Below are 25355 nucleotides of genomic sequence, written 5' to 3'. Positions count from 1 at the left end.
TTATGTTTAATTGCTTATTGCCATTTTACGGTAAGCGTAAATATCTTCGATAGTCACTACACTCATCTCTTTTTTGATGGCAAAATCAACAATCTCCGGAAGTCTTGCCATAGAACCGTCTTCATTCGTCAGTTCACAGAGCACAGCATCGTCACCCAGGTTGGCCATTTTTACAAGGTCTACGCTGCCTTCAGTATGGCCGCGTCTTTCAAATACTCCACCTTCTCTTGCAACCAGTGGGAAAACATGTCCGGGGCTTGCAATATGCTCTGCCTGTGCACCTGATGCTACAGCTGTTCTGATTGTTGTTACACGATCTTTTGCAGAAACACCTGATTCCACCCCTTCTCTGGCTTCAATGGAAATGGTGAATGCGGTTTGATTTTTTGAATTGTTGTTTTCCACCATCGGACGAAGGTTGAGGTGCCGGCTTTTTTCCTCAGAAATACACAAGCATACGATACCGCTGCATTCGCGGATAAGAAGTGCCATGTCCTGTTCTGTAATAGTGGAAGCGGGAAAGATGATATCGCCTTCGTTTTCACGATTTTCGTCGTCTACTAAAAGAATACCTTTTCCCTGTTGTAATGTCTGAAGTGCTTTTTCTACACGTTCTCTGGAGGTAGCTCCGAATTGTTCTAATAATTTTTCCATGTTATTTTACTTTTAAAAGTTAAAATACTCTTCGGTACATGGAAATGAAATACAACACAACAAGAGTCCATAAGGAATCTTATTGGTCATCTCATTTTCTTCTCCCATCCAGACTTTAACTGTCGGTTCCGGAATTTCACCAGATCAGTCCTTTTCATAAGAAAGGAGTCGCGGACTGTAACCGCCGGTAGGGAATTTCACCCTGCCCCGAAGAAAACTTATACTAAGTTTTACTGTATGTTGTAATTTAAATTTTTATTTCATTGAATAGTATTTAACGCACAGACCGCTAATTTCGGGAAGTTTTTTGAAATGGGGAAGTGTTTCAGTCATATTTATAAAATGATTCTTTTTGAATTGATATCTTTAGGTTGTTCTTAGTATTTTTTCCATCTTCTTCCCTTTTGCTAATTCATCGATCAGCTTATCCAGATAACGGATATTTCGCATCAATTCATTTTCAATTTCTTCCACGCGATATCCGCAGATGACACCTTTTATCAATGAAACATTGGGGTTGATCTGAGGAGCGTGTTCAAAGAAAGTTTTGAAATCAGTTTTATTGTTTAATATTTCCTGTAATTCTTTTTCTTGATATCCGGTGAGCCAGAATATGATTTCATGTACCTCTTCTTTGGTACGTCCTTTTTTTTCGGCTTTTTGAATGTAATGGGGATAAACACTGGAGAATGCTGTTGCAAAGATTCTGGTATTCTGCATCTTTAAATATTATATTAGTTTTTGGATAACTCCATCAAGAATAGTATTGAATTCAGCAGGATTTTCCAGCATAGGATAATGTCCAACACCTTCAATATTAACATAATCATAGTCTTTTAAATATTTGCGGTTAGCTTCAATATCAGTAGGAGAAGCATCGGAATTGATGGCTATAACGGGCACTTGAACCTGTTTTGCAAAAGCTTTGAAGTCTGTTTTATATAAAGGCCGGAGCGCATTGATTGCCAATTCAGGTTCGTTATGAAGAAATTCATGCTGTACCCTTTCTTTTACAGCACTAGGTGTTCCTTCAACAAACAAAAATTGAGGCAAAAAGTTTTCAACAGTGTATTTGAAATCCTTTCTGTATTGGGAAAGTACCTCTTCGGTTTGTTCCTTGGTAAAGGATTCGTCCAGGTTTTTCAATGTATCGATCAGAATTATGGCTTTTACTTTTGGTATTTTCAATGAAGCTTCCAGAACATAAGCTCCGGACATGGAATGTCCTACAAGGATTATTTCATTTGAATCGATAGCATCAGCCACAGCTTTGATGTCGTCTGCATATTTTGCACTCGTCCATTCCTGCCTTGAAGCATCTGATTTTCCATGCCCCGCAAGATCCAATTGTACAATATGATATTGACTGCTGAAATATTTTTGCTGGCCTGCCCACCATTCTGTATTCCCGAGCCATCCGTGGATGAAAATTAACGTAGTACTTCCACTTCCGGATTCTTTATAGTGAATTTTCTGACCGTCCGATGATATTGTGTATTTTTCCATATGAAATTGAGTGTATTGGTCTATTGTATTGTAAAGTCTAATGTACGAAAAGGCTTATAAAGACAATGTTTTTATTAGTCATAAACGACGAATAATTAAACACTACCATGATGCAGTTTTACCTGATAGTTTATTTTTTCGATTTGATAGTAAAAATAACCACTCCATACGGATTTCCGGAAGTGTCGCTGACCTCACATTTGAAATAAAAAGATTTTTTAAATATCGTTGGTGAAAGACTTCGGTCAGGAAAATGATTCCTGTTGGTAGTGCATTAGAGGCGTACCCTTCAAAACTTTCTATTTCGTATGACATTTCATTACCTAGAAAATTAAATGTTTCATTTAAAATACATTGAGTTATAAACACAAATGGTACAATAGGGTGATTTTCAAAATGCCCTTTGCATTGATTAGGAGTAAAAGGTTCTGTTAAAATCGTAAAATGATGAGGCTTTTCTGTATTGATTATTTTACTCTCGGGAAGATTTTTGTCATGATATTCTACCGGAACCGTACTAAGCAGATCTTTATAAAAAAGTTCGAATGCTTCACGGGTGATAATATAGTAATCCAGCTCTGCAGAATAAAGCAGCTCTTTGGAATAGTTGTCTCTTATATGAATGTGAGATTTGCCTTTTCTATCAGATTCAAGAATGCTCTCGCTGGCGATAATTACTGATTTTGGTTGATCATATGATAATTTTCTGATCCTGATTTTTTCGCCAAGGAAATAAATTTTTTCTTTACTCTCATCATTAAGAGCTTTATACAGGCTGAGACTTCCTAATGAAAATAATAATTTGATCAGTTGGGCATAATTTTCATTCTCAAAATTCCATTCACTTATTTCTGTCTCGATCTTATGATTTCTGAAAATACAGTTTTCAGGAATTGAAATGTACGGTGCTGCTTCCCCAAGGTAAGGGATGATGTTTTCCATGATGTCTGTTGTTGTCATTTGAATGAGGGTATTGGGTTATTGTATTTTTCATTGTGGATAACTTTTTCATCATGATGTATAATACTATTTTCAGGTTTATACTTTTTTGTGTTTGTTGATTTTTAAGTGAGCATTCAGAAATGGTAGATTATATTTTCATTACATTAATGTTGTTTTTTGTAAATATGTTTTTAATTTACTGAATTTAATTCACTTATGTAAATTATTTCTTTCATTGGTGATTTGTTTATAATGCAATTTATAAAAAAATATTCATAATAATTGATGAATAAATATTTGTTATTTAGAATTATTGAGATGGAATTAATGAAAAGTAAGACCTAAAAATTGTGGATAACTTATCCACAGAACTTATCCACATGGTTTTCTATTGTGGAAACCCCTAAAAAATAAATAAGTATTTTAAATTATAGATATATAGATAGTTATAAGCTTTTTTTACTAGCTGAAAAAACTTATCCATACTTTATCCACAAGGGTAAATTGGATTGTTAAAAGTTATCCACAACTATTTAAAGATGTGGATAACTGAATGATATTATTTTAAATTATTTAAAATCAATAATTTAATAGTTGTTCTGTGGATTCTCTGAAATACAGTATAAGACTTATCCACAAAATTTAAAATTCCAATGGATTAATGATTATAAATGATTTTTTATAGACTTGGTAAAAACATCCATTTTCAGTAGGCTGAGCATTTTTAAATTCAGAACTTATTTGACTGAGCTCCCCCGAATGTAGATTCCAGACAAGAAAACTAGTTTTGTCTTTATAGGTTGAATGAAATACAATATTGTCCGCTTTTGAAGATACAGATTGAGCACCTCTGCAAGCAGATGGAATTTCATAACTGACAAGATTGAAAGTGCCTACATCCAATTCCTGCAAAGAAAAATTTCCATAACCATTAAAAACTATTTTCCCATTTTCCAAATTGGCAACACAATAGCAATCGATAAGCTGGTCTTGTAAATTACTTGAATTAAAACCAAAAACCTGTTTCCCATTAAGATTGAATATAGCCAATGCATCACAGTCAGGTTTATCACCTTGTAAAACACCTTCATCAAAATACGAGACTATTATTTTTTTACCATTTATCTTAATATCGTTAATTGAAGTTCCAATATTAAATTTTACAAAAGGCTTCCCTGTATAATCAATGATTAAAGCATTTTCTATAGAGGTTGGACGATCAAGTACAATTAAAATTTTTTCTTCATCAATGATTCTAGCCATTAAGATATCAACTCCTGGCTCTAATGGTGTTTCTGCGCCAGAGATTATAACTCTGTTCCTGGAGGTGATAGCAATAAAATTTCCGATCTCATTAGTTGAAAGGTGTTTGATGTTCTCCTGAAATAAATCGAGTTCTATGGTTGTAGTGGTCATAATGATGGGGTCAAACTATACATTTTTATCTTTTTAAGTGACAGAAAAGATATAGCTTTATTGTTTGTCTTTATAAATATTCCAGAAATTAAAATCCGTCATAGGAGCATCAGTGATTCCTATATTTCTTCCCATCGTTACGATCTGTCCTCTGTGATACGTTCCGTGAAGAATAGCATGCTGGATATACTCGTATTTCGAAAAATCACACTGAAACCATTGGGATTCTATCTTTACATTTTTTGAAAGATCTTCTTCAGATAAACTTTCCACATAATCTACCAGTTTCTGCGAATTGTTTTTTATGGCATTGAAAACATCCTCTTTGCTGGTAGTTTCTGCTGTTTTTACAAAATCAAAATCATCTTTTTCTGAAATGTGGCTCCACCAATATTCCTGAGTTTGCCAGATGTGGTGTAGTGTTTTTAAAATAGTCGGAAAACTGGAAATAGTTTCCTGGTTAAGCTGCTCATCAGACTTTGTGGATAACCAGTCGATATATTTATTGACTACCCAATTGTTGTACTGCGCACTTTTGCTGACTAATGTTTTTAAGCTCATATTATTAATGTTTAGTTGTGTGTGTAAAGGTGAATGTTATAAACCAAAATGCCTGTCCTGGTCTGAATTTTCAGGATTAATGAGTGCTTTGTTGCTGTATGTCGCTGCTTCGAAATCATTGATATTGACAGAAAGAAAAGAAATATCAGGCAGCAATTCTGAAATCTGGTTACAGATCTGCTTCGAAAGATCTGCTTTTTGTTCTGTATTGCGCCCCTGCATGATATACCCAAACACATGTAGAAAATTTTTCTTACCTGTGCCTAATTTGTAATACTGATAGGGTTGAAGTCTTACTTTGATGCCATTGGGAGCAAACAGTCCTGTTCCGTCTGCCGCTTCATAAACTGCATCCATCAATTCATCGGGTGTTCTCTGCTGAAGAATATCCTGTGAACAATCTATTATAAAATGGGGCATAGATTCTATTTTGTGTTTGATTTTGTGTAAGATAAAAATAATAAAAAATAGTAATGGAAATTAAAAATAAAAACCGTTTTGAAAACAAAACGGCTTTGAAATATGTATTTTTTACTTTGTGAATACTGGTTTTATGGATTTGATTTTTTAATGCTGTATTGTGGTTGTACAGCGTTGGTCATGTCAAGAACAATATCATAAATTCCATCTTCATGGATTGGGAAATCATAAGCATCGAAGGCAATACTTTTATTGTCATTATTCAGCCCCAGGTTGTATCCCCAGTCATTATTAAACCTGAATTTTAAATTACCTTTTTTTAATGTATAGTTTTTCAGAAAATAAATATTCGGATTTTTAGGATCTGTTTGTAGCAGTATATCTTTTCCGTCCCAACCATTCGGAGTAGCATTTCCAATAATTCCCCACGCAAGAGTATTGGTCTTTCTTTTTGCTGTTTTTACAGTTCCATCCCAGAAATGAATGACAAGAGTATTTATTTTTCCGTCTTGATCCCGTTGAAATGTACAGGTGAATTTTTCATCCAGCTGGAAAGATGTTTTGCTTTTTGGTAACAACGCATTTCTTGGATAGCTGCCTTCTTTGAAAACAAGTTGTCCATCGTTACTGGTGATATAAAAATTTGAATTTTCTGTAGAGTAAACACCTTCCAGCTTTTTTAAATCTTCTGCACTCACTTTTGCAATGGACGGAATGCTATAAGGTTTATTGTACAGTATTTTTTCTACTTGAGGAATAATAAAATCGGAGTGAGAAAGCTCTGAATTGGAAATTAGAATCACACAAATATCATCATCCAGAACTCTGTAATATCGGCTTCTGTAGCCAGGTCCGCCACCATCATGGCCAATCCTTTTTTTATCAAAATCCATAGAGATCTGGAAACCTAAGCCATAATGATCTTTAAGATAAGGTGTAAAAGCTTTGTCTGTGGTCTCTTTTTTAAGAAGGGTATAGTTTTTTAACGCTTCATTAAATTTAAAAATATCTTCCACCGTAGAATACATCGCTCCCGCAGCAAAAGGATGATCGGTTTTGAAACGCAACGCTTCGTTCGACCTTTTAGCTGATAAAAATTCATATCCAAATGCCTTGTTTTCATCCGTTACATTATTGAAGTTGAATCCGCTGTGATTCATTTTCAGAGGTTTCAGGATATTATTTTCTATGACCTGATCATAATTCAGGCCTGTAACTTTCTTAATGATATAGCCGAGAATATAATATCCTGAATTGGAGTAATTCCAATCTTTACCAGGGGAAAAATTCAAAGGTTTTGCAGCAATATATTGTAAAAATGTTTCCTCATTTAGAGTGTATTCAGAGTTGGTATCATTGGGAATTCCTGAAGTATGGGAAAGCAGCTGGGCAATGGTAATGCTGTCACCTTTCGGAAAGTCAGGATAGTATTTGGAAAGTTTGTCATTCAGAGATAATTTTCCCTGTTCTTCCAACTGAAAAATAACAGTTGCCGTGAACATTTTTGTGGTGGAGAAAACTCTGTAAAGACTGTTATTGGTATTTTTCTCTTTTTTAGGAGCATTTCTATAGCCATAGCTATTTTCAAAAATAATTTTTCCTTTTTCGGCAATCAAAACAGAACCACTGAACAATCCTGCTTTTTCATACGTTGAAAATAACTGTTCCAGTTTTTGAGATTTTTGTGAAAGAAGAGGATGTATCGCAAACATTAAAACGATACAGGTGAGAATAGATTTCATGTAATTTTTTTAAATAAGACACTTTTGAGTGTGATAATGTTACATGGGTTTTTAAAAATGTTTTTATTGAAGAAGGGTAGAGGATTATTTAATCTGAATTAAAGTCTTAACACCATACACCATGATCATAGATGCTTTTCCTGTTTCAATAAAATATTTTACAGTTTTTCCATGTTCCAGAATGATTTTTCCGAAAGTAAACTTCTCATTTCCGTGTCCTTTAAAATTTCCATATAATCCATTTTTTGCATCTATAATGAGTCCGGATTCTAAAACCCCATTTTCTAGTGTGATCAATTTCTGTGTTGTCAGAATACTGTAATTATCTAAGTCGATAATAGTAGAGCAGATCAGAAGTTCTTCTTCTTTTAATTGGATTGGGATGGCAGGATATGCTTCATAAAAAGAATGATTTTCTTCATAAAACTTTGTCCATTGAAAGGCATCATAAGGTTTAATGGTGGTTCTTTTTATCTTTGAGATACAGATGCGGTGTTTTGATTGATCGGTGTTTTTCATTTTAATACCACTTGTTTTTTTATTTCATTCACTATTTCACTGGCTTTGGTTTCGGTGATCCAGTTGATAACTCTTATTTCGTTGCCATTTTGTATAAAAACAACAGAATAGGTTGAGCCACTCAGAGAAAGATGATAACGAACTCCGAATTTATATTTTTCTACCTGAAAATCTTTTACTAAAATCTGATCAATTTCTTTTTTTAAATAGATTCTGGGACTGGTAAACAATTTGTTTTTATATCGCATTGTTATTTGTTCAGGCTCAATAGTAAGGATTGTTTTACCGAAGGTATTCCATAACCAGATATATAGAAATAGTATAAAAAATGCGGCAAAAGGAGTAGCAAATGAAATGTAATTTACAATAAAAAAGACACCTTCCGCCTGAAGGCTTACAAGAGGAATAATAATCAGGATAATAAGAGAAAGGATAAACAAACCTAAACCCAATATAATGGTCACTATCCAATTGGTTCTGTTTTTTACTTCAATGGTGATGGACATAATTGAGTGTCATCTTTTTCAAATTATATTTTTTCAAAGTACTTCCCTTTGAACTGATAACGGATTTTCTTTTCTGTAATCTTAGAATCATCAAGAATTAACGGAATACTGATGATTTTCTTTTTAGGATCATATTGAATATCCAGGTTTTCAAATGCTTTGGTTTTGACAGAGTTATTGGTGTTAGAAGATGCGGTAAAATCTAATTCATAACTTAGCTCATTCTGGATTCCGGAAGCGGTTTTTATAAGTTTAGCATTGCTGTTCAATTTTCCATTGTCAATAGAAAAAACTTTTACTCTATAGTAATAAAGGGCAGTGCTGTACACAGAAATGTTTTGGGCCAGATAATATTTTTTATTCTGTGATACAATATCATTAATCTGATAATAATTGGATTCTGCATTCTGCTCCATATCGCTTTTCAACGTTTCACTCTGTACTTTTTTACCGGATTCATACTGGAAAACACTTCTGTAAAAACGCATTGTTCCTCCGGTTAGCGTATTCCAAGAATAGATTCTAAATTTACCATCTTCCGAGGAACTGATAGATAATCCACTTTTTGTAAGTGATTTAAAATCATGTTTTAAGGTTTGAGGATTGGATGATGTATAGTGATGTAATAATTTTTCGAACTTTCTATTGGCAGCGTAAAGAGAGTCCTCGATGAGGATATTCTTGCGGCTTGTATCATACCAGTATTGAATCCTTTGAAAAGAACGGTTAAGTTTTTTTTCAATGACAGAAATATTTTGTCCGGACATCGTACAGGAAGTCACCAGACAAAAAAAGATTCCTATTATTTTTTTCATGATTTGTTTGATTATTTTTATTTAAACCTCATAAATAAGCTGTACTACACCGGATTTGAAAACATTGGTTTTGACCAATTTTAGATTCAGTCTTTCTTTTAAATCTTCAAAAAGAGGCTTTCCTTTTCCCAGAGCAATTGGGTGAACAGATATTCTGTAGGTATCAATAAGATTCTCCTGAATAAATGTTTTAATAAGACTTGCTCCTCCATACAGCCAGATGTCTTTTCCTCCCTGTTTTTTTATTTCTGAAACTTTTTCCACAATATCAGAACTGATAAAAACGGCATTCTCATCTTCTCGGTTCTGACTGGAAAAGACAAATTTATTCTTTGAGTGAACTGCTTCCCAAAGTTTTTGCTCTTCTAAACCTGCATTTTCTTCCGGTTGATAATTTCCCCAAGCGTCATAACTTACTCTTCCGTAGAAAATAGTGTCTATGCCGGAAAGAAACCCATCAAAATCCATATCATCATCCATGATACACCAGTCGGTTTCTCCGTTGGGTCCTTCAATAAATCCGTCTAATGTAGTGGCAAGGTCTAGTATTATTTTTTTCATGTTGAATAAGATTGATTTAGGCGTTGAGTTTCTTAAAATGAGAGGAAAGATAGGTATATTTTACCTCTTCATTATGAAATGAGGATAACTTTTATTTTTTAGATTCCGTGACTCCTATCATTATACCGAAGTTTCCATCTTTCTGGATCCATTTTTTTTCCGGAAGATAAGTTCTTGAAACATATCCATCAAGATATAGAGCGTCTTTACAACCCGAATTTTTGAAAAACTCTGCCAGATTATAAAAATTGATTTCTTTTTTAGACATCACAAAAAGGAGATCCCCATTTTTCAGAATTCCTACGCCGTTTCTGATATTCAGATTTTTAGAATTTTCCTGAAAGATCGGGTTGATTTTTCCATTTGTTATAAGCATGGGGCCAGATTGTGTGGCATATCTGACCTCTTTATTTTGTACGTATTTTTTAGTTTCTACGATTCCTGCCCGGTTATTTCGGGTTAAATAAAATATTCCATTAGGCTTAAGATAAAAGTTCCCGCTGCCCTTCAATGTATCTATGGATTTTAGTATTTTAAAATCTTCAATATAAAGACCTTTTGGAGAGTTGTCGGGTTCAAACATTCCTCCGTTCATAGCGAATACTAATTTTTTATTTTTATACTGAACATCAGTAATCAGATGATCCAGACTTTTCAGGAGCTCACCTTTGTCACTTTTCCAATACAGCTGTGTGTTTTTTTTCTGAGGATTCACCTGATAGGTTATAAAACGACTGTTATCCTTTACTTTTTCTTTACAGCAAAAACTGCAGAAGAGCCAAATGAAAAGAAGAAAATACCAGATTGTTTTTAAACTACTGCGTGGGCTTTTTATTTTGGAGAAGAAAATATTAATCATGATGTAGTTTTCAGAACAAATATATTGCTTTCTTCTTATTGATTTCAATGCCGTGTTTTTCTGCGCAGGAAGATTAGAGTTATAAGAAACATAACGATGACAAAAATAGAAATATAAATAATGATTTTATATCTATTATTTTGTTGGTTGAGTGATGATATTTCTATTTTTTGCTCATTGACCTTTCTATCGGAATGGTTGAAATCATCCACAATCAAATCTGTAAGTTCAGGATTACTGGATGTATCAGAGTTTTCAGATAATTTTTTATACTGAGAACTTAAAGATTCCAGTTCTTTTAATTCTTCCGGAGAAAGCTCATCCAGTTTTTTTTGAATAAAACATTGGTCAGAGTAGAGAAATCCGGTATCTTTTTCATCATATGCAAAAATCAGATATTCCCCTTTCTGGGTAAAAAGAACATCACAGGAATGCAGCGGAGATCCGAAAAGGGTAGCATTGTGTGTATAAAATCCATCATAGGAATCCGATTTGTAGGTCTTATTGATTTTTACTTTACTTAGAATATTCTGGACCGTTTTAAACCCAGATGGAACTTCTGTAATATCATATACTTCCCCAATAAAAACAAAATCAGCATTTTCAAAAGAAGATTTTAAAGTAGGAGTACCATTGCATTTACAGGCAGCAATTTTCACAGAAAATAATACTAGAAAAAGTAAAAAAAGCCTGGATTTTACAAGAATTATAAATTGAAGCTTGTTCATCAGCTTAGCGATAAGGCAGATTAATTTCTTCAATTTTTGTTCTCAAATCTCCAATGGTGAAGGTTTCTGAATTACATTGAAATTCAGGAAGGTCATGTTTGGATAGAAAGTCATTTAAATCATCACAGTTTTGCAGAATATTGAATTCTTTATTGTCTAAATCTAAAACAATTCCTTTGGTTTTTCCATTGATAGAGTAGGCTAGAGGAGTTAATGCTCCTAAGAGTGCCTTCGACCATAAGCCTTTCATGTTTTCTTCAAAATAAATGAATCTTCCATAGTTCAAAACTTTGCAAAATCTCGAATACTGGTCAGGATCATATCCATTGTCTTTCTTATTGGTATATTTTCGATAGGTCTGAAAATACATTTCTCCTTTATGCGAAACAGCTAATGGAACTTTTACCCTTTTATTTTTTTGTTTGAAATAAAAGAATGCTTTTTCCGGCATGTCAAGAGAATCACATTTTTCACAGGCTCTGAAATAGACCTCTTCGGTTGAAGATGGTTTTTTATTTAAAACATCTTCCAGAGTCATATAAATGCCTTCCGGAAAATCTCCTTTTTTGATGGATGGATATTCTTTTTCTTGTGCGGTTACTATGCTGGAAATAAAAAGAAGAGCAAATAAAATATACAGTTTCACGGGTGTTGTTAATTTTTTGGCAGAGCAAAAATATAAAAAACTTAATGGGAAATCCTTATTAGAGAGATTTTATTCAATACCATAGAAAATAATTCTCAGTTATATTATTTTCTAAATTGTAATGTCTGAATTGCCTTTAAAAGTTCTACCTGACTTTCTTTCTTCAGATTAATGCCATATAAATTGAACTTGATATTTCCTATTGATTCAGTTTTAAGGCTGTCGATATAAACTCCTGTCATTCCTTTGCCTACTTGTTTGGGCTCTACTATTTTTGCTTTATATCCATCAATTTTTTTATAGGATATTTTACTTTTGACAAAATCTTCTCTACTAGCATTTTTATCAATGACAATAAATTCTGTTGTATCAGCCTTTGGATTCACGGTTAGAAGTTCGTTGAGATCTTTTCTGTTAATAATCGTTACATTTTCTTCTAATGAATAGGAATAAGGTCCGTAATCGTAGAAAATCGAATCATTATTTTTCGTGATGATAATTCCGGCATTACTATCACAAGCTTCCGGTTTCAATTTTTTCCAACTTCCTGGAGCCTTTAATCTAAAATCACCAAAATCTAGTGAACGTATTGAATTCTCGGAACAACTCAATAGTATAAATGAAGCGAAAATGAATAAAGATGCTTTTTTCATAGCTTTATTGGAACATGTTTTATAAAGGGTTGTTATTCCTTTTTTAGCGGTATTTTATTTTTTGTAAATCCTATTAATACATTGTGTTCAATACTATACCGGGTAGAATCTGTTTTTAAAATTATTTTTCCGTTTTCATAGTTGCAAACTCCTTCCAGAAATGAAGTCGAACTTCCTGGATTTACAGATTCTGTCATCATAAATGTATGATCGGGTTTGTGAATACTAATATTGTAATTTTTTGCATTGTGATGAAAGCTATAGCTGATCCAAATTTGATTTTGGTGTCTTCTGATAGCATTTGGCCAAAGAAAACTGGCGATCGCAACAGAAACAACAGAATTGATGATAAACAACCTAGATAAATTTTTTTTCTTTGTTATCCACAAAATACCTCCGGCCAGCAGATTAATAAAAAATAATAAAGGATACATTATTACAACAGCAATAGAAATACTGGGATCAGGATCAATATCGTAGAACCAGATCCAGATGACTAGAAAATCAATGATGGATAAAATTAAAATTTGCAGGATTCGTTTCATTTTTAAAGATAATATTACTTTTTATTGGACTGTTAGGTTCAGAATGACATACTGAATTTTCCTGTTCTTATAAAGAGTACATAAAAAACTTCCGGTTTTAAAATAAAGGCTCCCCATTCATATCCGTGGTCAGAATTTCACTCATATAATCAAAAAAAGGTCGCATGGCGAGTAAAGTCAGGAGGACTTCTTTTTGAAAATTGTCTGATAAAACCTCCGTATCTGTAAATTTCCGCATCACAAGGAATTGTTTTTTCCTGATCAGATCAATAGTCGGATGATTTTTATCAAAACCTCGCGGTGCTGTTTTTACAGAGTCTCCTTTAAGTTCTCCGAAATATTGTATAAAAGTTTTATCAGCAATAATTTTTTCAATTTCTGTGCTGCTGATTTCAAATTCTTTACGGATGCGAAGTAAATCTTTGGCTTCAGGCCCCCAGAATCCACCACCTACAAAACTGTTGCCTGGTTCCAGTTGAATATAATATCCGCCTCTCAACATGGGCTTCGAGCGGGAATATCCAACGCCAAAATTGGTTTTATAAGGCGTTTTGTTTTTGGAAAAACGTACGTCATTGTAAATTCTAAAAATGTGAATTCCTTTAAGCTGATCATACTCCTGAAGTTCCTGATATATATGATTAAAAAAAACTTTATTTTCTTTTACAATGATATCATATTCAGATTTATGCTGAGTAAACCATTCCCGGTTGTTATTTTCTTTTAAATGGGTGAGAAATTCAAATGCTTTTTTCATGTTGTATAGATGTTTTTTACTTCTGAATATTTACAGAAATCTTCCGGCTTCTTGTAATGTAATGATTGGAGTAGCTAAGTAGAACTATTGAGTTAAATTACCCAATTTTTTTGTTCCAGAATGAGCTTGTATCAATTTTCTTTTTTTCAGCATGACGAATTGGAAAAATATCTTGTGCAATTCCTTTTGCTAAATTGCCACCCCAGAATATAATGTCACTACCAAACATTGAAAGAACATTTTCTTCATGATCCAGTATTAAAAACCGATGTCCTAAATAGGGGATAATTGGAGGTACACTTTGGTTCTTCATAATATCTTCCGTCACACGGTTGGCTTCCATGGTCAGTTTAATTCTTGCTTTTATAGTGGGAATGTCATCAGGATAGGAATAAAATATAGGACCAAAATCAATTTCTCCTTCACCACCATTATTATCTATTCCCGGTTTATCAAGACCATTCATCGTTCTGTAATAGTTTTTTAATGAGTCCGGAAAGGTGATGTTCAGTTGTTTCTGGAAATCTTCTAATTCAGACTCTGACAATCCTTTTTTCCATTTGCTTCCTTCCTGAATCTGGAATCCCCAGCATTCCATCATATCTACTTTCTGCCAATATCTTTCACTTTTCTTTTTTATCCATTGAAAGCTTGAAATTGAATTGTCCAGTTTTTTAAATTGCCTTTTTTTCATAACATTTCTTCTAATATTGATACAAGGTCCGGGGTTTAGAGCCGTGGGTTATTATTCTTATTATCGATCAATCTTTGTTTTAAACTTTCAGATAATAAATTGTTTTCTAGTAAGTAGTGGGTCATCATTTTCAGAAAATACCGGCATTTCTTTAAATAATCTTTATCCGGTAAAACATTATCGGTGTCATTTAAATAAGTGTTCGCTCTGTTGATAAATACTCCGGCCCCTTCAAATTCTTTGCTGATGAAGAGTGTTCCAATCAGAGAGATGTAAGAAACAAATTTATATTCACTGTGGTTTCTACGTAAATATTGAGGAGGCATATTTTTGTTCATATTCTGAAAATAGGATATAATTCCAATATCTTTCAGGTACTTTTCCTTCTCAATTACAAACCAGTCGTCCACTATTTCGCCATCAAAATCCATTTCAAGATCATAATACCCGATGGGTTCTAAATTTTCAACATACGTTTCCTTTTCCACACAAAGACTTATTCTTGCCCGGATAATGGGTTCCTGGTATCGCTGTTCAATCAGATATTGGTATCCCTCAAATACAAAAGTAATTTCATGGCGGGCAAAGCCTCCTATCAATTCTTCAGGATCTTCTGAAAGTATTTTTTGGAGCGTGTGAAACGCTTCATTTTTGAGATGAAATTTTTCTGCTCTTTCGGTGAGTAATGTTTGAAGTTCCTGAGCGTTCATAGTATGGTTATTGGTTTTCAAATCTACGAATTAGCATAATATCTTATCCATGCCATGCGGCTTACCTTAATAAGGTACATTAGTATGTGAATTGATAGGAAGGGATGTTGCAGAAAAGTATGTAATTGCTGCCTATTTTTACATCATTGGAAGTTATTAAAAATATCCGCCAACCAATTTTACAAATACTTCTCTGTCTCCAATTTTATAAATGGTTAGAATGCTTCCGTCTGAAAGTTGTCTCATTTTTTGACTAAAGTCTGCTCTCGGTCCTTCGGTAACGAGATTTTCAAGTTGTTGTAAAACTTCTCCAGGAGTTAACACACAAATTGCTGTTTCTTCACTTTTCCCATCACCACTTTTTTCTATCGTTTGAATGATGAGATCTTTTTGCTTGGCACATAATTCTCTTTTTTTATGGTCATCAAGTGCACTATAAATATTCATCATATCATCCAGTAAATCTTTGTTGAGAGGATTGATGGCGTATTTTGATTCTGCTTCAGCCACCATTTTTTCTGCTTTACTTTTTGACAGTCTTTTTTGGGCAGGTTTCCAGAATGTTCCGGATTCACTGTTATAATTTCCAATGGTGTAATCATTTTTTATGAATTTACTTCCGTAATACAATTGATTCAACTGCTCCTGCGTCAGTTCAGAAGGATTTACTTTGAATACGTCTAAAAGTTTATAAAAATTTTCCTGCGGGTTTTCAGAGACATTCTTTTTAATAAGGTCAGTGTTTATCTGTGCAGATAATGCCTGGAATATTAGAATTAGAATCCCTGAAATAATATGTTTTCTCATTGTTTTTTATTTAAATTTGATTGTCAACCTGTGTTAGTTATTGTTTTTGTTTATCATAAGGAATTCCATCTTTTCTGATTTTTAATTTTTTATTCGTCTTTTGTTTTCCAAAGTAGTATTTCCATATCATTCAATACTTTATATTGATAATCTATTTCATTCCAGAAGTTGATGATGATATCTTGTTGTTCTTTGTTTTTCAAAACAGCTATAATATGAATTTCTACATCATAGTCTTTAGAATAATACATGTCAAAATCAACACTGGCCCAACCATTAGTTATAATTTGGCATAATCTGTCAACATCATCAGTATTTACATACTTTCTCCTTACAATTCCGGCTTTAATGCTTTCAAAAGTATTGATGATTCTGTATTCATCAAAGAGATTGTCTGGCAAATGTTTGTAATAATGCGCATTGTTTGATCCGGAACCCAAAATGGTATAATTCTTTTGTGATTTATCAAAAACAATAGGTCCGACTCCAATTAACTTTCCTCTTTCATCATCTTTATCATATTTTTTATGCTTCCAGAAAATAAAAATATAAGGCTCTGTTTCATAATATTTGAAGATGGTATAATCAGGATGAATTTCATCTTCAATCATTTTTTGTACTAGAATTTCGTCTATCATTAAGTGTTTTATTTTGAGAATGTTGTGTACTTAATTTTCTTTTGTATCCTGTGCACTTTCAGTAATATCAGCTGCTTGTAAGCTTTTAATAGCTGATTTGGTGGATGACGTTGTACTTCCGCCGATGATGTATAATTTATTGTTATATACCTCTGCAGCAGCATGTCTTCTGGGAATCATATTAGAGGATAACTGATGGAATTTGTTGGTTGTCGTATCAAAATAAGCCAGAAAAGCCTGATTATTATAACCTCCTGCCATAAAAATCTTATCACCGGATACCGCTAATGAATGTCCGGATATTCCGGCAGGCATTATAAACTGATCGGTCCAGCGATTAGTATTGAGATCGAAAACATTGATCAGACGGGATGAAGTACCGTTAAAACCACCAATGACATACAATTTATCATTCACAATTTTACCTTTTGCTTCTCTGGCGTTGGGCATATCCGGTAGTGGATGCCAGGTATTGGAAGCAATATCATAATATTGAAATCTGTTAGAAAATACAGTGGTTGCAGCATTGTTGAGTCCGCTGCCACCGAACACATATATTTTTCCGTTATGGATAGCAGAACCAGCATTTCCAGTATAGGAACGGTTAACAGCTCCCTTCGTTACTTTCTGGGTTTTAAGGTCTACAATTTCAAGATGGCTGTTTCCCCAGCCGTTAAAAATATAAATCTTATGATCGTACGTCTCCGAATTTGCAAATTTTTTGGGACTTAGAGTCGCATTGAGAACACTCCATTTATTATCGGTAATATTATATTTTTCAATAAAATTGGCATTGCCTCCGTTTTGCTGATATCCATTGCTCACATAGATATTATCATCCACGATGACACTTGTTATGGCACCTCTGCCTGCAGACATATTAGCGAGAGTTTTAAACTGAAGCGTTTGTGCATAGATGAACAGTGAGCCCAAAAATGAAAGGAATAATAATTTTGTTTTCAATGGTAGTAAGATTTCGTGTTTGTTTTACCTATTTATAGAAACAAATATATGTAAAAGCTGAATCTGAAGTGGAAGACTTCGAATTTTATTTTTTGATGGCGTCAGGTCTCCCGACTTTGCGGAGCTGGGTACTGATAGTTTTGTCGTCTATGGAGATAACGGGATATTCAGATTGAACATTATTTCATTAATCTCTGCAACTTGTGTACTTTTAATAGAGGAAGAGGGTAGAGTACTTGTATTTCCTCCAATGATATATAATCTGTTGTTATATACTTCTGCAGCTGCGTGTCTTCGGGGACTCATATTGGATGATAGCTGGTAGAATTTATGGGTGGTAGTATCAAAATAGGCCAGAAAATCCTGATTATTATAATCACCTACAATGAAAATCTTATTATCGGCTACTGCCAATGAGTGGCCGGATATCCCAACAGGCATTTTATACTGATCGGTCCAACGATTCGTAGTAAGGTCGTAAACATCGATCAGATTAGAAGAAGCTTCGTTAAAACCACCAATGACATACAGTTTATTATTAACAATTTTACCTTTTGTTTCTTTGGCTATAGGCATATCCGGTAATGGATGCCATGTATCTGAAGCAATGTCGTAATACTGAAATTTATCAGAATATATAGGCGCGCCGTTTAATCCGCTGCCTCCAAACACATATATTTTCCCATTATATATGGCAGAACCGGAACCGCCGGCATAATAAGGATTAATGGCTCCTTCGGTTACGGTATTGGTTGCAAGATCTAAAATTTCAAGATGACAGTTCCCCAAACCGTTAAAAATATAGATCTTATTATGGTAAGCCTCAGAATTAGCAAATCTTTTGGGACTTAGAGTAGCATTGAAAATACTCCAGCTGTCATCGGTAATATTATATTTCTCAATATAATTGGCTTCTTTATCTGCTGTATAGCCATTGGAAACATAAATATTATCATTCACTATTACACTTGCTATGGCCCCTCTGCCTGCAGACATACCGGCGAGCTTTTGAAAATGAAGCGTTTGTGCATGGGCTAGCAAGGAACCCAAAAATGACAGGAATAATAATTTTGTTTTCAATGGTAATAAGTTTTAGTGTTTTTGTTTTATAGGCTTAAAATCAGGAGGTATAAACTTGTGTAAAACTCATCAGGATTTTCCTTCGTTGATATATTCCAGATAATCCTGTTCTAAATTATTAATTTCTTCAATTAGAAAATCGTAAATATTTCCTTCAAATACTTCATAATCTTCCTCATCGTATTTGTCATACTCAATTTTTATGATTCCGTTGTCGGTATAGGCTCTGTAGAGGTTTCCACTGCGTTTAAAAAATAGTTGTCCCAGTGGCTTTTCCTTATATTCAAGGGCTTCCTGATGTTTTTCTTCAAACCCCATCCATGAAGGCATCTCTTCATCCTGCGAAAGTCCGTACACAAAAAAGCCATACCCGAATTTCCAGCTTGGAAGAACATCAAACTCCTGAGGACGTTTCCAGATCTCTTCCTTGACTTCAAAAAGTAAGGAACCAAATGAGGTCAGAAAATCCTTAACATCTTCACTGAAGGTAAACCCTGTGTTTTCTTCATATTTTTTAATTTGTTCTTCGGTCGCAGGTTTGGCCACAGAGCCCATGACGAAGAAATCATCATTTAATTTCTTTTTCCTGTCCCAGAATTCTTCTTTTGTTGCCATATTTTGTTTTGGTGTTACATCGTCAGCATTGTTCAGATCGTTATTGAAACAAAGATAAGAGAAAGTTTGGGGATAAAAATTAGAGTGTGGGTGGATTTTGTTTTTATTGACGCAAAGTCGGGAGAGTTTGGGGAACGGGGAGAATCTCTAAAAATGCTTTTAGTTAAGTAAAGATATTTTTCTACAAAATTATTATCTACTTGTCTGTCTGCAAAAGACAAGTTGTTTTTTTTTGTAAGTTATTGAAAATGATATAATAAAGTTAGAAGTTTCTTTGGAAAAATACAAAAATGAAGTTATGATATTTAACATATCATACAGCGGGGAAAATTGATAAATATCAGCTGTAATAGTATGATGAGGCGGGTGTTTCTTCGCTAACTTTGAGTATGAAAAAGGAATTTATGGTTCGTTTTTCATTGTTAATTTTCACAATAATCTAAACAAAAATGGTATGAAACAAAGAGTTCCAATTTCCCAAATTATGACGAAAGACCTGATTACACTAAATCTTACACAATCATTGTATGAGGCTGAAAATTTATTTAAAAAAAATAAAATCAGGCATATTCCGGTTGTCGAAAATCAAAAGTTATTAGGCGTATTAAGTTATAGTGATTTATTGAAAATCAGCTATGCGGATGTAGAACAATCGGATGATGCGGAAGATGTTCCTGTATCAGCAGTGGTATACGACGTATTTACTATTTCGCAGGTGATGACAAAAGCTCCTCTCACAGTAAATCCTGAGACTACCATAAAAGAAGTGGCAGAGATTTTATCCGAACACAGTTTTCATTCTGTTCCGGTGGTCGAAAATGGTGACCTAAAAGGTATTGTCACTACTACAGATATTTTAAAGTATTTATTGCAGCAGTATTAAATGGCCCAATATTCACTTTAAATGCCCATTTATACTGAGTTCCTTACATTTTGCGAATTCAAAGTAATTGGAATTTGTATACGTATAAGAAACCCAAAGTCAAGACTTTGGGTTTCTTTATTTTTTAGAGGCTGCTGAATGTCCTCCGATACTGCAAGAATCCTTTCGTGCGGTTATAATATTATCAATTAAAGATTCTTATAATATGAAATCAAAGCCACAGGATACAATTGTACGGCAGCAGGCGAGGAGCAAAGTCCGGAGACCTTGTGGAGCAAGGTTACTGTCTTCTACAATGGTAAAACTCCAGTTAGCAACAGTTATTATTTTAATTGAATTTCAATCTTTTTATCTTCCATAAATAACTTTATCCAATTCGGAACTTCATTATTTCCTGGAATGCATTCTATTAAACTTTTATTATTTTTATAATTTTCTATAGCTTTTTTTCCAAACTTGATTTTCATTTCATAAATTTCATTGCCATTATGTCCAATCCAGGCTTTTGTTATTATTTGCTTGTTGTTTTCAATATTATGATAAAGTAAAGATTTTGTGTCTTCGGGTAAATGGTGTATACCATCACACCAAAAACTCTTAGCATAATATTTTATATTTTCATTTTCAATGTTTTTAAAATCCAGAGACCATTCTAAATGACTGCAAAATTCTAAATTAAACATGGGTTCATTAAGATTATAATTAAAAGCACCACAATTGGGACATTCAATATATTCTCCATTCAATTTTTCAAACTCACATTCTGTACATCTGCCATTTCTATTGTTTACATGTTTAATAATAATTTTTGCTTCATTTTTGTCCAAATTGAATTCGTCAATTAATTTTTTTTCAGCAAATAATTTTAAATCGTTTTGCATCAAAATATAAAGATCAAGCTTTTGTTCTTCAGAAAAGTTTAGAATAATAACTTCATTTTTACATTTGTTGCAATTCATTTTCATTCTTAATTTGTTTTTTTTTACAAACATCCAAATTTAGATATTCAATTAACATTTGAGAATATCTATATGTTCAAATTTAAATAGGGAGCATACAATCGTGCGGTAGAGGGGATGAAAATATATAAAGTCTTATTTAGTATAATCCCCTGCAACAATAGATTTTTCCATTGTACTTACGATCTCAGAAACAGGAATCGTAAATATTCCGGCATTTCCTTTATCGAATTCTTTTTTCCAGTAAGAATATCCGTCCATTTCAAGGGAATCCGGTTTTTTGCTGGTCTCACTTTTAAGAGTGGTGACGCTTTTGTTTAAAGCTTCTTCTGATATGGGAAGATGGCTGAGGTTTTCTGCATACCCGGTAGGGCTGGCAGGGTTTTTCATCTTCAAACCGCTGACAGAAATATGAATCACTTTTCCGGTTTCAGGGTAGTCTTCAATCTTTAATATGCTAAGGGTAGAGCTTTTTTCTGTGGGGCGGGTTTTGTAGTTCCATTCCTGGCCGACGCTGTATTGGTCTTTTTTTGCACAGCTGAAGGACAGCAAGAATAATGCTGCTATGAAAGTATAGAGTTTCATGAAGGATTGGTTATTAGTTTGGATTTTTATTTCTGAATCAACTGCTCCAGTCTGGCCATCATTTCATCTTTTTCTTTCAGCATTCTTTCGTACAGCGCAATTTTTTCTTCGTGCAGTTGCAAAACCTTATCTATAGGATGAAATGAAGGATTATGATTTATACCATTAAGTATAGAACCATTATCAAATGTATTAGCAATAATATTAACTGCTTGTTCCTCATCCATATTCTCAATAGCTTCCACAGGAACTTTCAGAATCTGGGAAATCCTTTCTAAAATATCCTCTTCAATAGTTTCTTTCTGCTCCAAAAGCGAAATCTTCTTCTGGTTCCAGTCTTCACCAAGATCAAAAGCCAAAGCCTCCTGCTTGATGCCCAACATCTCCCGAAAACGCTTAATATTTCTCCCCTGATGTATTTTTTTGTTTTGCATATTTGTGTACGTTATAGAAACAAATATAAGTAAAAGTTGGGGGATAGGAAATGGGGGAGTGGGGGTATTTTAGATGGTGTTGGGATATAAAGAATCCGAAGTCTTATGACTTTGGAGAGTTTATTAGTTGGGAGATTTTATGGAGCCGTGTTTATTTTTTACTATTGTCGATTCTAAGTAGTCCATAAAATGAGCTCCGATATCTCCAAGAGAATAACTCCTTTCGTCAAGTCGGTAGTATGAATTCTGAATGAGATTGTAATAAAAATCGGCTAAAGGTGTTCTTTCTTGAATGCAGGTTAAAATATGATTGTCCTTAATTATTGATTCATATTCTTTGTAAAGTTTAGAACTTGAATTTTCCTCAAGTGGTTCAAAATGGACTAAGCTGCCTGAATCACTTTTAGAATCATTTCTAATAATAGAAATGTCAAAATGATTAGTTAAAGGTAAGCAAGTTGAAAAATAGGCATCTTCAATAGTCGTCAATTTAGTCGAAATTCGATATGCTACTAAAATAAATTCAGGACACGACCAAATTCCCATTTCACTTGGCCATATTTTACTAAGTAAATCCCGAATTTTAGAAAAGTTCGACTCTGTTTTTATTAGATCTTTTTTGGTAAGATTTGTTTTTATCTCAATTATCTTTAGAACAGCGTGACCCATAGCCAAAACTGTTCCATCTGCATTATAACCTAGTAAAGGGTATCGGCTGTCGAGAATTAGTATATCAATTTGTGGAGATCTTAATTTATCCGGCGTTAGGAAATGACCTGAAACAGCTTTTAAAGTTGGCGGCAAATAATTATTTAAGAATGTGATTAACGGTATTTCGCCATTTCTCCCAATAGTCTGTGAGTTTTTTGACGATGCAATTGCTTTGTCGACTGCTGAAAGAATTACTTTTTCCTCTTCTTTAAAAATTGGTTCAGTCATGCGTAGCTTTCTAATATTATTTATTTTTTGATTTGTGGTTTTACCCCTATTACCGTACGAATCCTTTCGTGTGGTTACAGGATTATAATTATATAATTTTAACCGAGCCACACGATACAATCGTGCTGTAGCGGGGTTAAACTAAATCTTTACTTTCAAATTCTCGTAAAAAATGCCAAATATTGTCATTGTTTTATATTTATTGGTAATTTAATTCCAGACTAATTGCTACCAGCAAAAGAATCGAAAAAAATCTTTTGATTTTACACAGCAGGGAAAAAATTAAAGTTTCGTATTCTCATTAACTAAATCATATATATATTTAATATCGTCTGAATTGTTGATTAGGGTTAGTAATTCAGAGGTTATTTTTGCGGTTGGTTGTTTCTTTTCATGTTGGTTTTTATAAGCATATGAACCTATATATATTGTATCTTCTTCAAATTTACCTGGTTTAATTGTTTTTAGATTTGTTAGACCAAACTCTCGTAAATTATTAATTAAAGTTTTTAATATTTCAACACTTACATTTGATCCAAATGAAAGTAAAAAAATAGGAGGAGATTCATGATGGTCAGTATCGCCAAAGTATCGGTCTATTTTTAAGTCTAATGAATTGATTTTGTTTAAGATATCTTTAAATCGTGAAAGTTTTAAATTTAAATAAATTTGATTTTTTGTGCCATCTATAAAAGTTTTAAACTTTTTAGTCTCTGTATTTGATATTACTTCTGAAGAAAAAATTGATAATTCCTTTTTATCAATTATGCTTTGTATCTTATCATTTATTTCAGTAATGTTTGCTTGGGTAATTGAGGTAAGTTCAATTAATTTTGTATCTGTATTATGAACTAATTCATTTATGATTGATTCTTTTAATGTGGATTCTTTTTCTAATGTGTTTATATTTAGATATTTAGAGTAGTATTCATCTTCTTGCATCTGAGGGCGAAATCTAGTCTGTAATAAAAATATTAATATCAAAAACAGTGGAATAATGCATACTGCTGAAATGCTAAAAAATGCAGGTATCCAGTCTGGAGTTTTAATTGTAGCTGCACCAGTAATAAGTGCTGAAACAAGTAAAATTAATCCTACTAACCAAACAGCAAGTAATTGTATTGGTTTTGTTATTTTTTCGGGTTTAATGTTGTTTTGATTCATTAATTATTAATTTTTTTTAAATATAAATAAAGAATATGAGAATTAAAACCGCCCTATAAAATAGAGCGGTTAGTATATTAAATTGTCTTAGCGATATGCCGTTAAATCATTCTTAGTATTCTACCCCTTATTGGCATAGTTGGGCTGTTAATTTGATGTCATATTAGCCATTTTTCTATAAATTCGAATTGATAGTATTTTTTATTTTAATTTTGAAACGTTTGTTTTACTGTTTCTTCTCTATCTATCCCTATTATTGCATCATCAAAATTATCTGCTAATTGATTAAGCAAATCTGTACAGTCTCCTTCGACATTTTCAAAATCAAAACTTAATGGTTGCCCATCTTGTCCCCAAAAATCTTTAAGTAACTTTATTTCTTTTTCACTACGGGTTACCACTTCAGTTTCTGTAAAAATATTAGGATATTGGTCAAGTAATTTCTTGAGTTTTATTGCTTCTACTTCTGTCAGAGTTGATAATTTAGATTCTGCATGTTTATACATATAAAACTTTTTCCCATTATATATTTTGTTAGTAACTCTTGTTAATACTGAGTGTGTCATTTTATTTTTACGATATTTGTTTAATTGTCTTGTATTTGCTTCTTACATCCTATTATACAGATGTTTAAATTCGAATGCAAGTTAACATGTTGAAATGTTTTTTCCTTACGGGAAACCGTATCCAACAAAAAAACCGTTCTGCAAGGCAGAACGGTTAGTATATTAAATTTGTCTCAACAACACGTTGTTACATCATTCTTGGCATTCCACGACCCATTGGTATAGCTGGTTCAGCGCTCTTCACTTTAGTGATGACACATTCTGTTGTAAGAAGCATAATTGATATTGGATGATTTTTTATGTATTTGTAAAAAGTTTTTTAATCTTCTCAATTACAGTTTGTAGAGAGGTTAATTCATATCCAGTATGTTCACAATGTAAAGATTCTAAAAATTCAGGTAAATTGGAATATATGTTTACTTTTAACGTTGCGATTTTTCTATTTTGATTGTTGAATAGGCTTATAAATTCTCTGCTACCGCACGAAT

At 33.1% G+C, this 25355-nt stretch carries 32 protein-coding genes and 1 riboswitch; of the genes, 1 reads left to right on the top strand and 31 read right to left on the bottom strand.

Annotated elements, in window-relative coordinates:
- Positions 1-6: 6 nt before the first annotated feature.
- From ribB to RHP76_RS11350, 25 genes are all read right to left on the bottom strand, one after another.
- Positions 7-654, bottom strand: coding sequence for a 3,4-dihydroxy-2-butanone-4-phosphate synthase (ribB, locus tag RHP76_RS11470; protein WP_311230230.1), 648 nt, complete (start codon positions 652-654; stop codon positions 7-9).
- 92 nt (positions 655-746) lie between these two features.
- Positions 747-873, bottom strand: a riboswitch (FMN riboswitch).
- A gap of 147 nt (positions 874-1020) precedes the next feature.
- Positions 1021-1374 (bottom strand): DUF2200 domain-containing protein, encoded by a 354-nt coding sequence (locus RHP76_RS11465; RefSeq protein WP_311230229.1) that lies wholly within the window; start codon positions 1372-1374, stop codon positions 1021-1023.
- A gap of 9 nt (positions 1375-1383) precedes the next feature.
- Positions 1384-2160 carry an alpha/beta fold hydrolase gene (locus RHP76_RS11460; protein ID WP_311230228.1) on the bottom strand — a complete coding sequence of 259 codons (777 nt, stop codon included), beginning with the start codon at positions 2158-2160 and terminating at the stop codon, positions 1384-1386.
- A 102-nt stretch (positions 2161-2262) separates the two neighbouring features.
- The gene (locus RHP76_RS11455; RefSeq protein WP_311230227.1) at positions 2263-3102 is read right to left on the bottom strand and encodes a hypothetical protein; all 840 of its coding nucleotides are present in this window, start codon (positions 3100-3102) and stop codon (positions 2263-2265) included.
- Positions 3103-3744: 642 nt separating this feature from the next.
- A complete protein-coding gene (locus RHP76_RS11450; RefSeq protein WP_311230226.1) occupies positions 3745-4518 on the bottom strand; it encodes a hypothetical protein in 774 nt (257 codons plus the stop codon).
- A gap of 57 nt (positions 4519-4575) precedes the next feature.
- Positions 4576-5079, bottom strand: coding sequence for a DinB family protein (locus tag RHP76_RS11445; protein ID WP_062675861.1), 504 nt, complete (start codon positions 5077-5079; stop codon positions 4576-4578).
- Positions 5080-5115: 36 nt separating this feature from the next.
- Complete coding sequence (locus RHP76_RS11440) at positions 5116-5499, bottom strand: 5-carboxymethyl-2-hydroxymuconate Delta-isomerase (protein ID WP_311230225.1); 384 nt, start codon at positions 5497-5499, stop codon at positions 5116-5118.
- A 131-nt stretch (positions 5500-5630) separates the two neighbouring features.
- On the bottom strand, positions 5631-7241 hold the full coding sequence (locus RHP76_RS11435) for a serine hydrolase (protein WP_311230224.1): 1611 nt from the start codon (positions 7239-7241) through the stop codon (positions 5631-5633).
- 84 nt (positions 7242-7325) lie between these two features.
- Positions 7326-7760 (bottom strand): hypothetical protein, encoded by a 435-nt coding sequence (locus tag RHP76_RS11430; protein ID WP_311230223.1) that lies wholly within the window; start codon positions 7758-7760, stop codon positions 7326-7328.
- Positions 7757-8266: a hypothetical protein gene (locus RHP76_RS11425; RefSeq protein ID WP_311230222.1), complete on the bottom strand. Its 510-nt coding sequence runs from the start codon at positions 8264-8266 to the stop codon at positions 7757-7759. Before RHP76_RS11425 ends, RHP76_RS11430 begins: the two co-directional genes overlap by 4 nt.
- A gap of 23 nt (positions 8267-8289) precedes the next feature.
- On the bottom strand, positions 8290-9081 hold the full coding sequence (locus RHP76_RS11420) for a hypothetical protein (RefSeq protein WP_311230221.1): 792 nt from the start codon (positions 9079-9081) through the stop codon (positions 8290-8292).
- 21 nt (positions 9082-9102) lie between these two features.
- Positions 9103-9642: a dihydrofolate reductase family protein gene (locus RHP76_RS11415; RefSeq protein ID WP_062675865.1), complete on the bottom strand. Its 540-nt coding sequence runs from the start codon at positions 9640-9642 to the stop codon at positions 9103-9105.
- A 91-nt stretch (positions 9643-9733) separates the two neighbouring features.
- Positions 9734-10501, bottom strand: a complete 768-nt coding sequence (locus tag RHP76_RS11410) for a phosphodiester glycosidase family protein (RefSeq protein ID WP_311230220.1) — start codon at positions 10499-10501, stop codon at positions 9734-9736.
- Positions 10502-10545: 44 nt separating this feature from the next.
- Positions 10546-11262 (bottom strand): netrin-like domain-containing protein, encoded by a 717-nt coding sequence (locus RHP76_RS11405; protein WP_311230219.1) that lies wholly within the window; start codon positions 11260-11262, stop codon positions 10546-10548.
- The gene (locus RHP76_RS11400; protein WP_288441090.1) at positions 11234-11875 is read right to left on the bottom strand and encodes a DUF6563 family protein; all 642 of its coding nucleotides are present in this window, start codon (positions 11873-11875) and stop codon (positions 11234-11236) included. Before RHP76_RS11400 ends, RHP76_RS11405 begins: the two co-directional genes overlap by 29 nt.
- Positions 11876-11979: 104 nt before the next feature.
- Positions 11980-12528, bottom strand: a complete 549-nt coding sequence (locus tag RHP76_RS11395; RefSeq protein WP_216443845.1) for a hypothetical protein — start codon at positions 12526-12528, stop codon at positions 11980-11982.
- Positions 12529-12560: 32 nt separating this feature from the next.
- A complete protein-coding gene (locus RHP76_RS11390; RefSeq protein WP_288441092.1) occupies positions 12561-13073 on the bottom strand; it encodes a hypothetical protein in 513 nt (170 codons plus the stop codon).
- A gap of 97 nt (positions 13074-13170) precedes the next feature.
- Positions 13171-13830, bottom strand: coding sequence for a DUF2461 domain-containing protein (locus RHP76_RS11385; protein WP_311230218.1), 660 nt, complete (start codon positions 13828-13830; stop codon positions 13171-13173).
- A 97-nt stretch (positions 13831-13927) separates the two neighbouring features.
- Positions 13928-14524: an SMI1/KNR4 family protein gene (locus RHP76_RS11380; protein WP_120232826.1), complete on the bottom strand. Its 597-nt coding sequence runs from the start codon at positions 14522-14524 to the stop codon at positions 13928-13930.
- A 35-nt stretch (positions 14525-14559) separates the two neighbouring features.
- Positions 14560-15255 (bottom strand): hypothetical protein, encoded by a 696-nt coding sequence (locus RHP76_RS11375; RefSeq protein WP_216443848.1) that lies wholly within the window; start codon positions 15253-15255, stop codon positions 14560-14562.
- Positions 15256-15390: 135 nt separating this feature from the next.
- Positions 15391-16041 carry a DUF4919 domain-containing protein gene (locus tag RHP76_RS11370; protein WP_216443849.1) on the bottom strand — a complete coding sequence of 217 codons (651 nt, stop codon included), beginning with the start codon at positions 16039-16041 and terminating at the stop codon, positions 15391-15393.
- Between the two features lie 89 nt (positions 16042-16130).
- The gene (locus RHP76_RS11365) at positions 16131-16679 is read right to left on the bottom strand and encodes a hypothetical protein (RefSeq protein ID WP_311230217.1); all 549 of its coding nucleotides are present in this window, start codon (positions 16677-16679) and stop codon (positions 16131-16133) included.
- Between the two features lie 30 nt (positions 16680-16709).
- Positions 16710-17642 (bottom strand): Kelch repeat-containing protein, encoded by a 933-nt coding sequence (locus tag RHP76_RS11360; RefSeq protein ID WP_147367611.1) that lies wholly within the window; start codon positions 17640-17642, stop codon positions 16710-16712.
- Positions 17643-17789: 147 nt separating this feature from the next.
- Positions 17790-18722 (bottom strand): Kelch repeat-containing protein, encoded by a 933-nt coding sequence (locus tag RHP76_RS11355; protein ID WP_311230216.1) that lies wholly within the window; start codon positions 18720-18722, stop codon positions 17790-17792.
- A 69-nt stretch (positions 18723-18791) separates the two neighbouring features.
- A complete protein-coding gene (locus tag RHP76_RS11350) occupies positions 18792-19337 on the bottom strand; it encodes a hypothetical protein (protein WP_311230215.1) in 546 nt (181 codons plus the stop codon).
- Positions 19338-19791: 454 nt separating this feature from the next.
- Between RHP76_RS11350 and RHP76_RS11345 the strand changes: the two genes are divergently transcribed.
- A complete protein-coding gene (locus RHP76_RS11345; RefSeq protein WP_062675879.1) occupies positions 19792-20220 on the top strand; it encodes a CBS domain-containing protein in 429 nt (142 codons plus the stop codon).
- Positions 20221-20543: 323 nt separating this feature from the next.
- Here the strand turns inward: RHP76_RS11345 and RHP76_RS11340 are convergent, their stop codons facing one another.
- The 6 genes from RHP76_RS11340 to RHP76_RS11315 form a co-directional block, all read right to left on the bottom strand.
- Complete coding sequence (locus tag RHP76_RS11340; protein ID WP_311230214.1) at positions 20544-21179, bottom strand: hypothetical protein; 636 nt, start codon at positions 21177-21179, stop codon at positions 20544-20546.
- A 135-nt stretch (positions 21180-21314) separates the two neighbouring features.
- Positions 21315-21764, bottom strand: a complete 450-nt coding sequence (locus RHP76_RS11335) for a hypothetical protein (protein ID WP_311230213.1) — start codon at positions 21762-21764, stop codon at positions 21315-21317.
- Between the two features lie 26 nt (positions 21765-21790).
- Positions 21791-22198, bottom strand: coding sequence for a helix-turn-helix transcriptional regulator (locus RHP76_RS11330; protein ID WP_311230212.1), 408 nt, complete (start codon positions 22196-22198; stop codon positions 21791-21793).
- 123 nt (positions 22199-22321) lie between these two features.
- Positions 22322-23137, bottom strand: a complete 816-nt coding sequence (locus RHP76_RS11325) for a DUF6602 domain-containing protein (RefSeq protein WP_311230211.1) — start codon at positions 23135-23137, stop codon at positions 22322-22324.
- A gap of 282 nt (positions 23138-23419) precedes the next feature.
- Positions 23420-24301, bottom strand: coding sequence for a hypothetical protein (locus RHP76_RS11320; RefSeq protein WP_311230210.1), 882 nt, complete (start codon positions 24299-24301; stop codon positions 23420-23422).
- Between the two features lie 206 nt (positions 24302-24507).
- Positions 24508-24867 carry a hypothetical protein gene (locus RHP76_RS11315; protein WP_311230209.1) on the bottom strand — a complete coding sequence of 120 codons (360 nt, stop codon included), beginning with the start codon at positions 24865-24867 and terminating at the stop codon, positions 24508-24510.
- Between the last annotated feature and the right edge of the window lie 488 nt (positions 24868-25355).

It is taken from the genome of Chryseobacterium sp. SG20098 (genome assembly GCF_031844745.1).
Classification (GTDB): domain Bacteria; phylum Bacteroidota; class Bacteroidia; order Flavobacteriales; family Weeksellaceae; genus Chryseobacterium; species Chryseobacterium cucumeris.
The sequence above is the reverse complement of the archived record's forward strand: the minus strand, read 5'-3'. Positions and strand labels throughout refer to the sequence as shown.

What these genes read in the sequence shown, in the direction of transcription:
- RHP76_RS11460 (WP_311230228.1), bottom strand. Translation starts at nt 2,160, where the DNA reads ATGGAAAAATACACAATATCATCGGACGGTCAGAAAATTCACTATAAA.
- RHP76_RS11455 (WP_311230227.1), bottom strand. Translation starts at nt 3,102, where the DNA reads ATGGAAAACATCATCCCTTACCTTGGGGAAGCAGCACCGTACATTTCA.
- RHP76_RS11315 (WP_311230209.1), bottom strand. Translation starts at nt 24,867, where the DNA reads ATGACACACTCAGTATTAACAAGAGTTACTAACAAAATATATAATGGG.
- RHP76_RS11425 (WP_311230222.1), bottom strand. Translation starts at nt 8,266, where the DNA reads ATGTCCATCACCATTGAAGTAAAAAACAGAACCAATTGGATAGTGACC.
- RHP76_RS11385 (WP_311230218.1), bottom strand. Translation starts at nt 13,830, where the DNA reads ATGAAAAAAGCATTTGAATTTCTCACCCATTTAAAAGAAAATAACAAC.
- RHP76_RS11320 (WP_311230210.1), bottom strand. Translation starts at nt 24,301, where the DNA reads ATGAATCAAAACAACATTAAACCCGAAAAAATAACAAAACCAATACAA.
- RHP76_RS11390 (WP_288441092.1), bottom strand. Translation starts at nt 13,073, where the DNA reads ATGAAACGAATCCTGCAAATTTTAATTTTATCCATCATTGATTTTCTA.
- RHP76_RS11445 (WP_062675861.1), bottom strand. Translation starts at nt 5,079, where the DNA reads ATGAGCTTAAAAACATTAGTCAGCAAAAGTGCGCAGTACAACAATTGG.
- RHP76_RS11415 (WP_062675865.1), bottom strand. Translation starts at nt 9,642, where the DNA reads ATGAAAAAAATAATACTAGACCTTGCCACTACATTAGACGGATTTATT.
- RHP76_RS11345 (WP_062675879.1), top strand. Translation starts at nt 19,792, where the DNA reads ATGAAACAAAGAGTTCCAATTTCCCAAATTATGACGAAAGACCTGATT.
- RHP76_RS11395 (WP_216443845.1), bottom strand. Translation starts at nt 12,528, where the DNA reads ATGAAAAAAGCATCTTTATTCATTTTCGCTTCATTTATACTATTGAGT.
- RHP76_RS11380 (WP_120232826.1), bottom strand. Translation starts at nt 14,524, where the DNA reads ATGAAAAAAAGGCAATTTAAAAAACTGGACAATTCAATTTCAAGCTTT.
- RHP76_RS11335 (WP_311230213.1), bottom strand. Translation starts at nt 21,764, where the DNA reads ATGAAACTCTATACTTTCATAGCAGCATTATTCTTGCTGTCCTTCAGC.
- RHP76_RS11420 (WP_311230221.1), bottom strand. Translation starts at nt 9,081, where the DNA reads ATGAAAAAAATAATAGGAATCTTTTTTTGTCTGGTGACTTCCTGTACG.
- RHP76_RS11430 (WP_311230223.1), bottom strand. Translation starts at nt 7,760, where the DNA reads ATGAAAAACACCGATCAATCAAAACACCGCATCTGTATCTCAAAGATA.
- RHP76_RS11365 (WP_311230217.1), bottom strand. Translation starts at nt 16,679, where the DNA reads ATGATAGACGAAATTCTAGTACAAAAAATGATTGAAGATGAAATTCAT.
- RHP76_RS11440 (WP_311230225.1), bottom strand. Translation starts at nt 5,499, where the DNA reads ATGCCCCATTTTATAATAGATTGTTCACAGGATATTCTTCAGCAGAGA.
- RHP76_RS11465 (WP_311230229.1), bottom strand. Translation starts at nt 1,374, where the DNA reads ATGCAGAATACCAGAATCTTTGCAACAGCATTCTCCAGTGTTTATCCC.
- RHP76_RS11435 (WP_311230224.1), bottom strand. Translation starts at nt 7,241, where the DNA reads ATGAAATCTATTCTCACCTGTATCGTTTTAATGTTTGCGATACATCCT.
- ribB (WP_311230230.1), bottom strand. Translation starts at nt 654, where the DNA reads ATGGAAAAATTATTAGAACAATTCGGAGCTACCTCCAGAGAACGTGTA.
- RHP76_RS11410 (WP_311230220.1), bottom strand. Translation starts at nt 10,501, where the DNA reads ATGATTAATATTTTCTTCTCCAAAATAAAAAGCCCACGCAGTAGTTTA.
- RHP76_RS11450 (WP_311230226.1), bottom strand. Translation starts at nt 4,518, where the DNA reads ATGACCACTACAACCATAGAACTCGATTTATTTCAGGAGAACATCAAA.
- RHP76_RS11370 (WP_216443849.1), bottom strand. Translation starts at nt 16,041, where the DNA reads ATGAGAAAACATATTATTTCAGGGATTCTAATTCTAATATTCCAGGCA.
- RHP76_RS11350 (WP_311230215.1), bottom strand. Translation starts at nt 19,337, where the DNA reads ATGGCAACAAAAGAAGAATTCTGGGACAGGAAAAAGAAATTAAATGAT.
- RHP76_RS11340 (WP_311230214.1), bottom strand. Translation starts at nt 21,179, where the DNA reads ATGAATTGCAACAAATGTAAAAATGAAGTTATTATTCTAAACTTTTCT.
- RHP76_RS11325 (WP_311230211.1), bottom strand. Translation starts at nt 23,137, where the DNA reads ATGACTGAACCAATTTTTAAAGAAGAGGAAAAAGTAATTCTTTCAGCA.
- RHP76_RS11330 (WP_311230212.1), bottom strand. Translation starts at nt 22,198, where the DNA reads ATGCAAAACAAAAAAATACATCAGGGGAGAAATATTAAGCGTTTTCGG.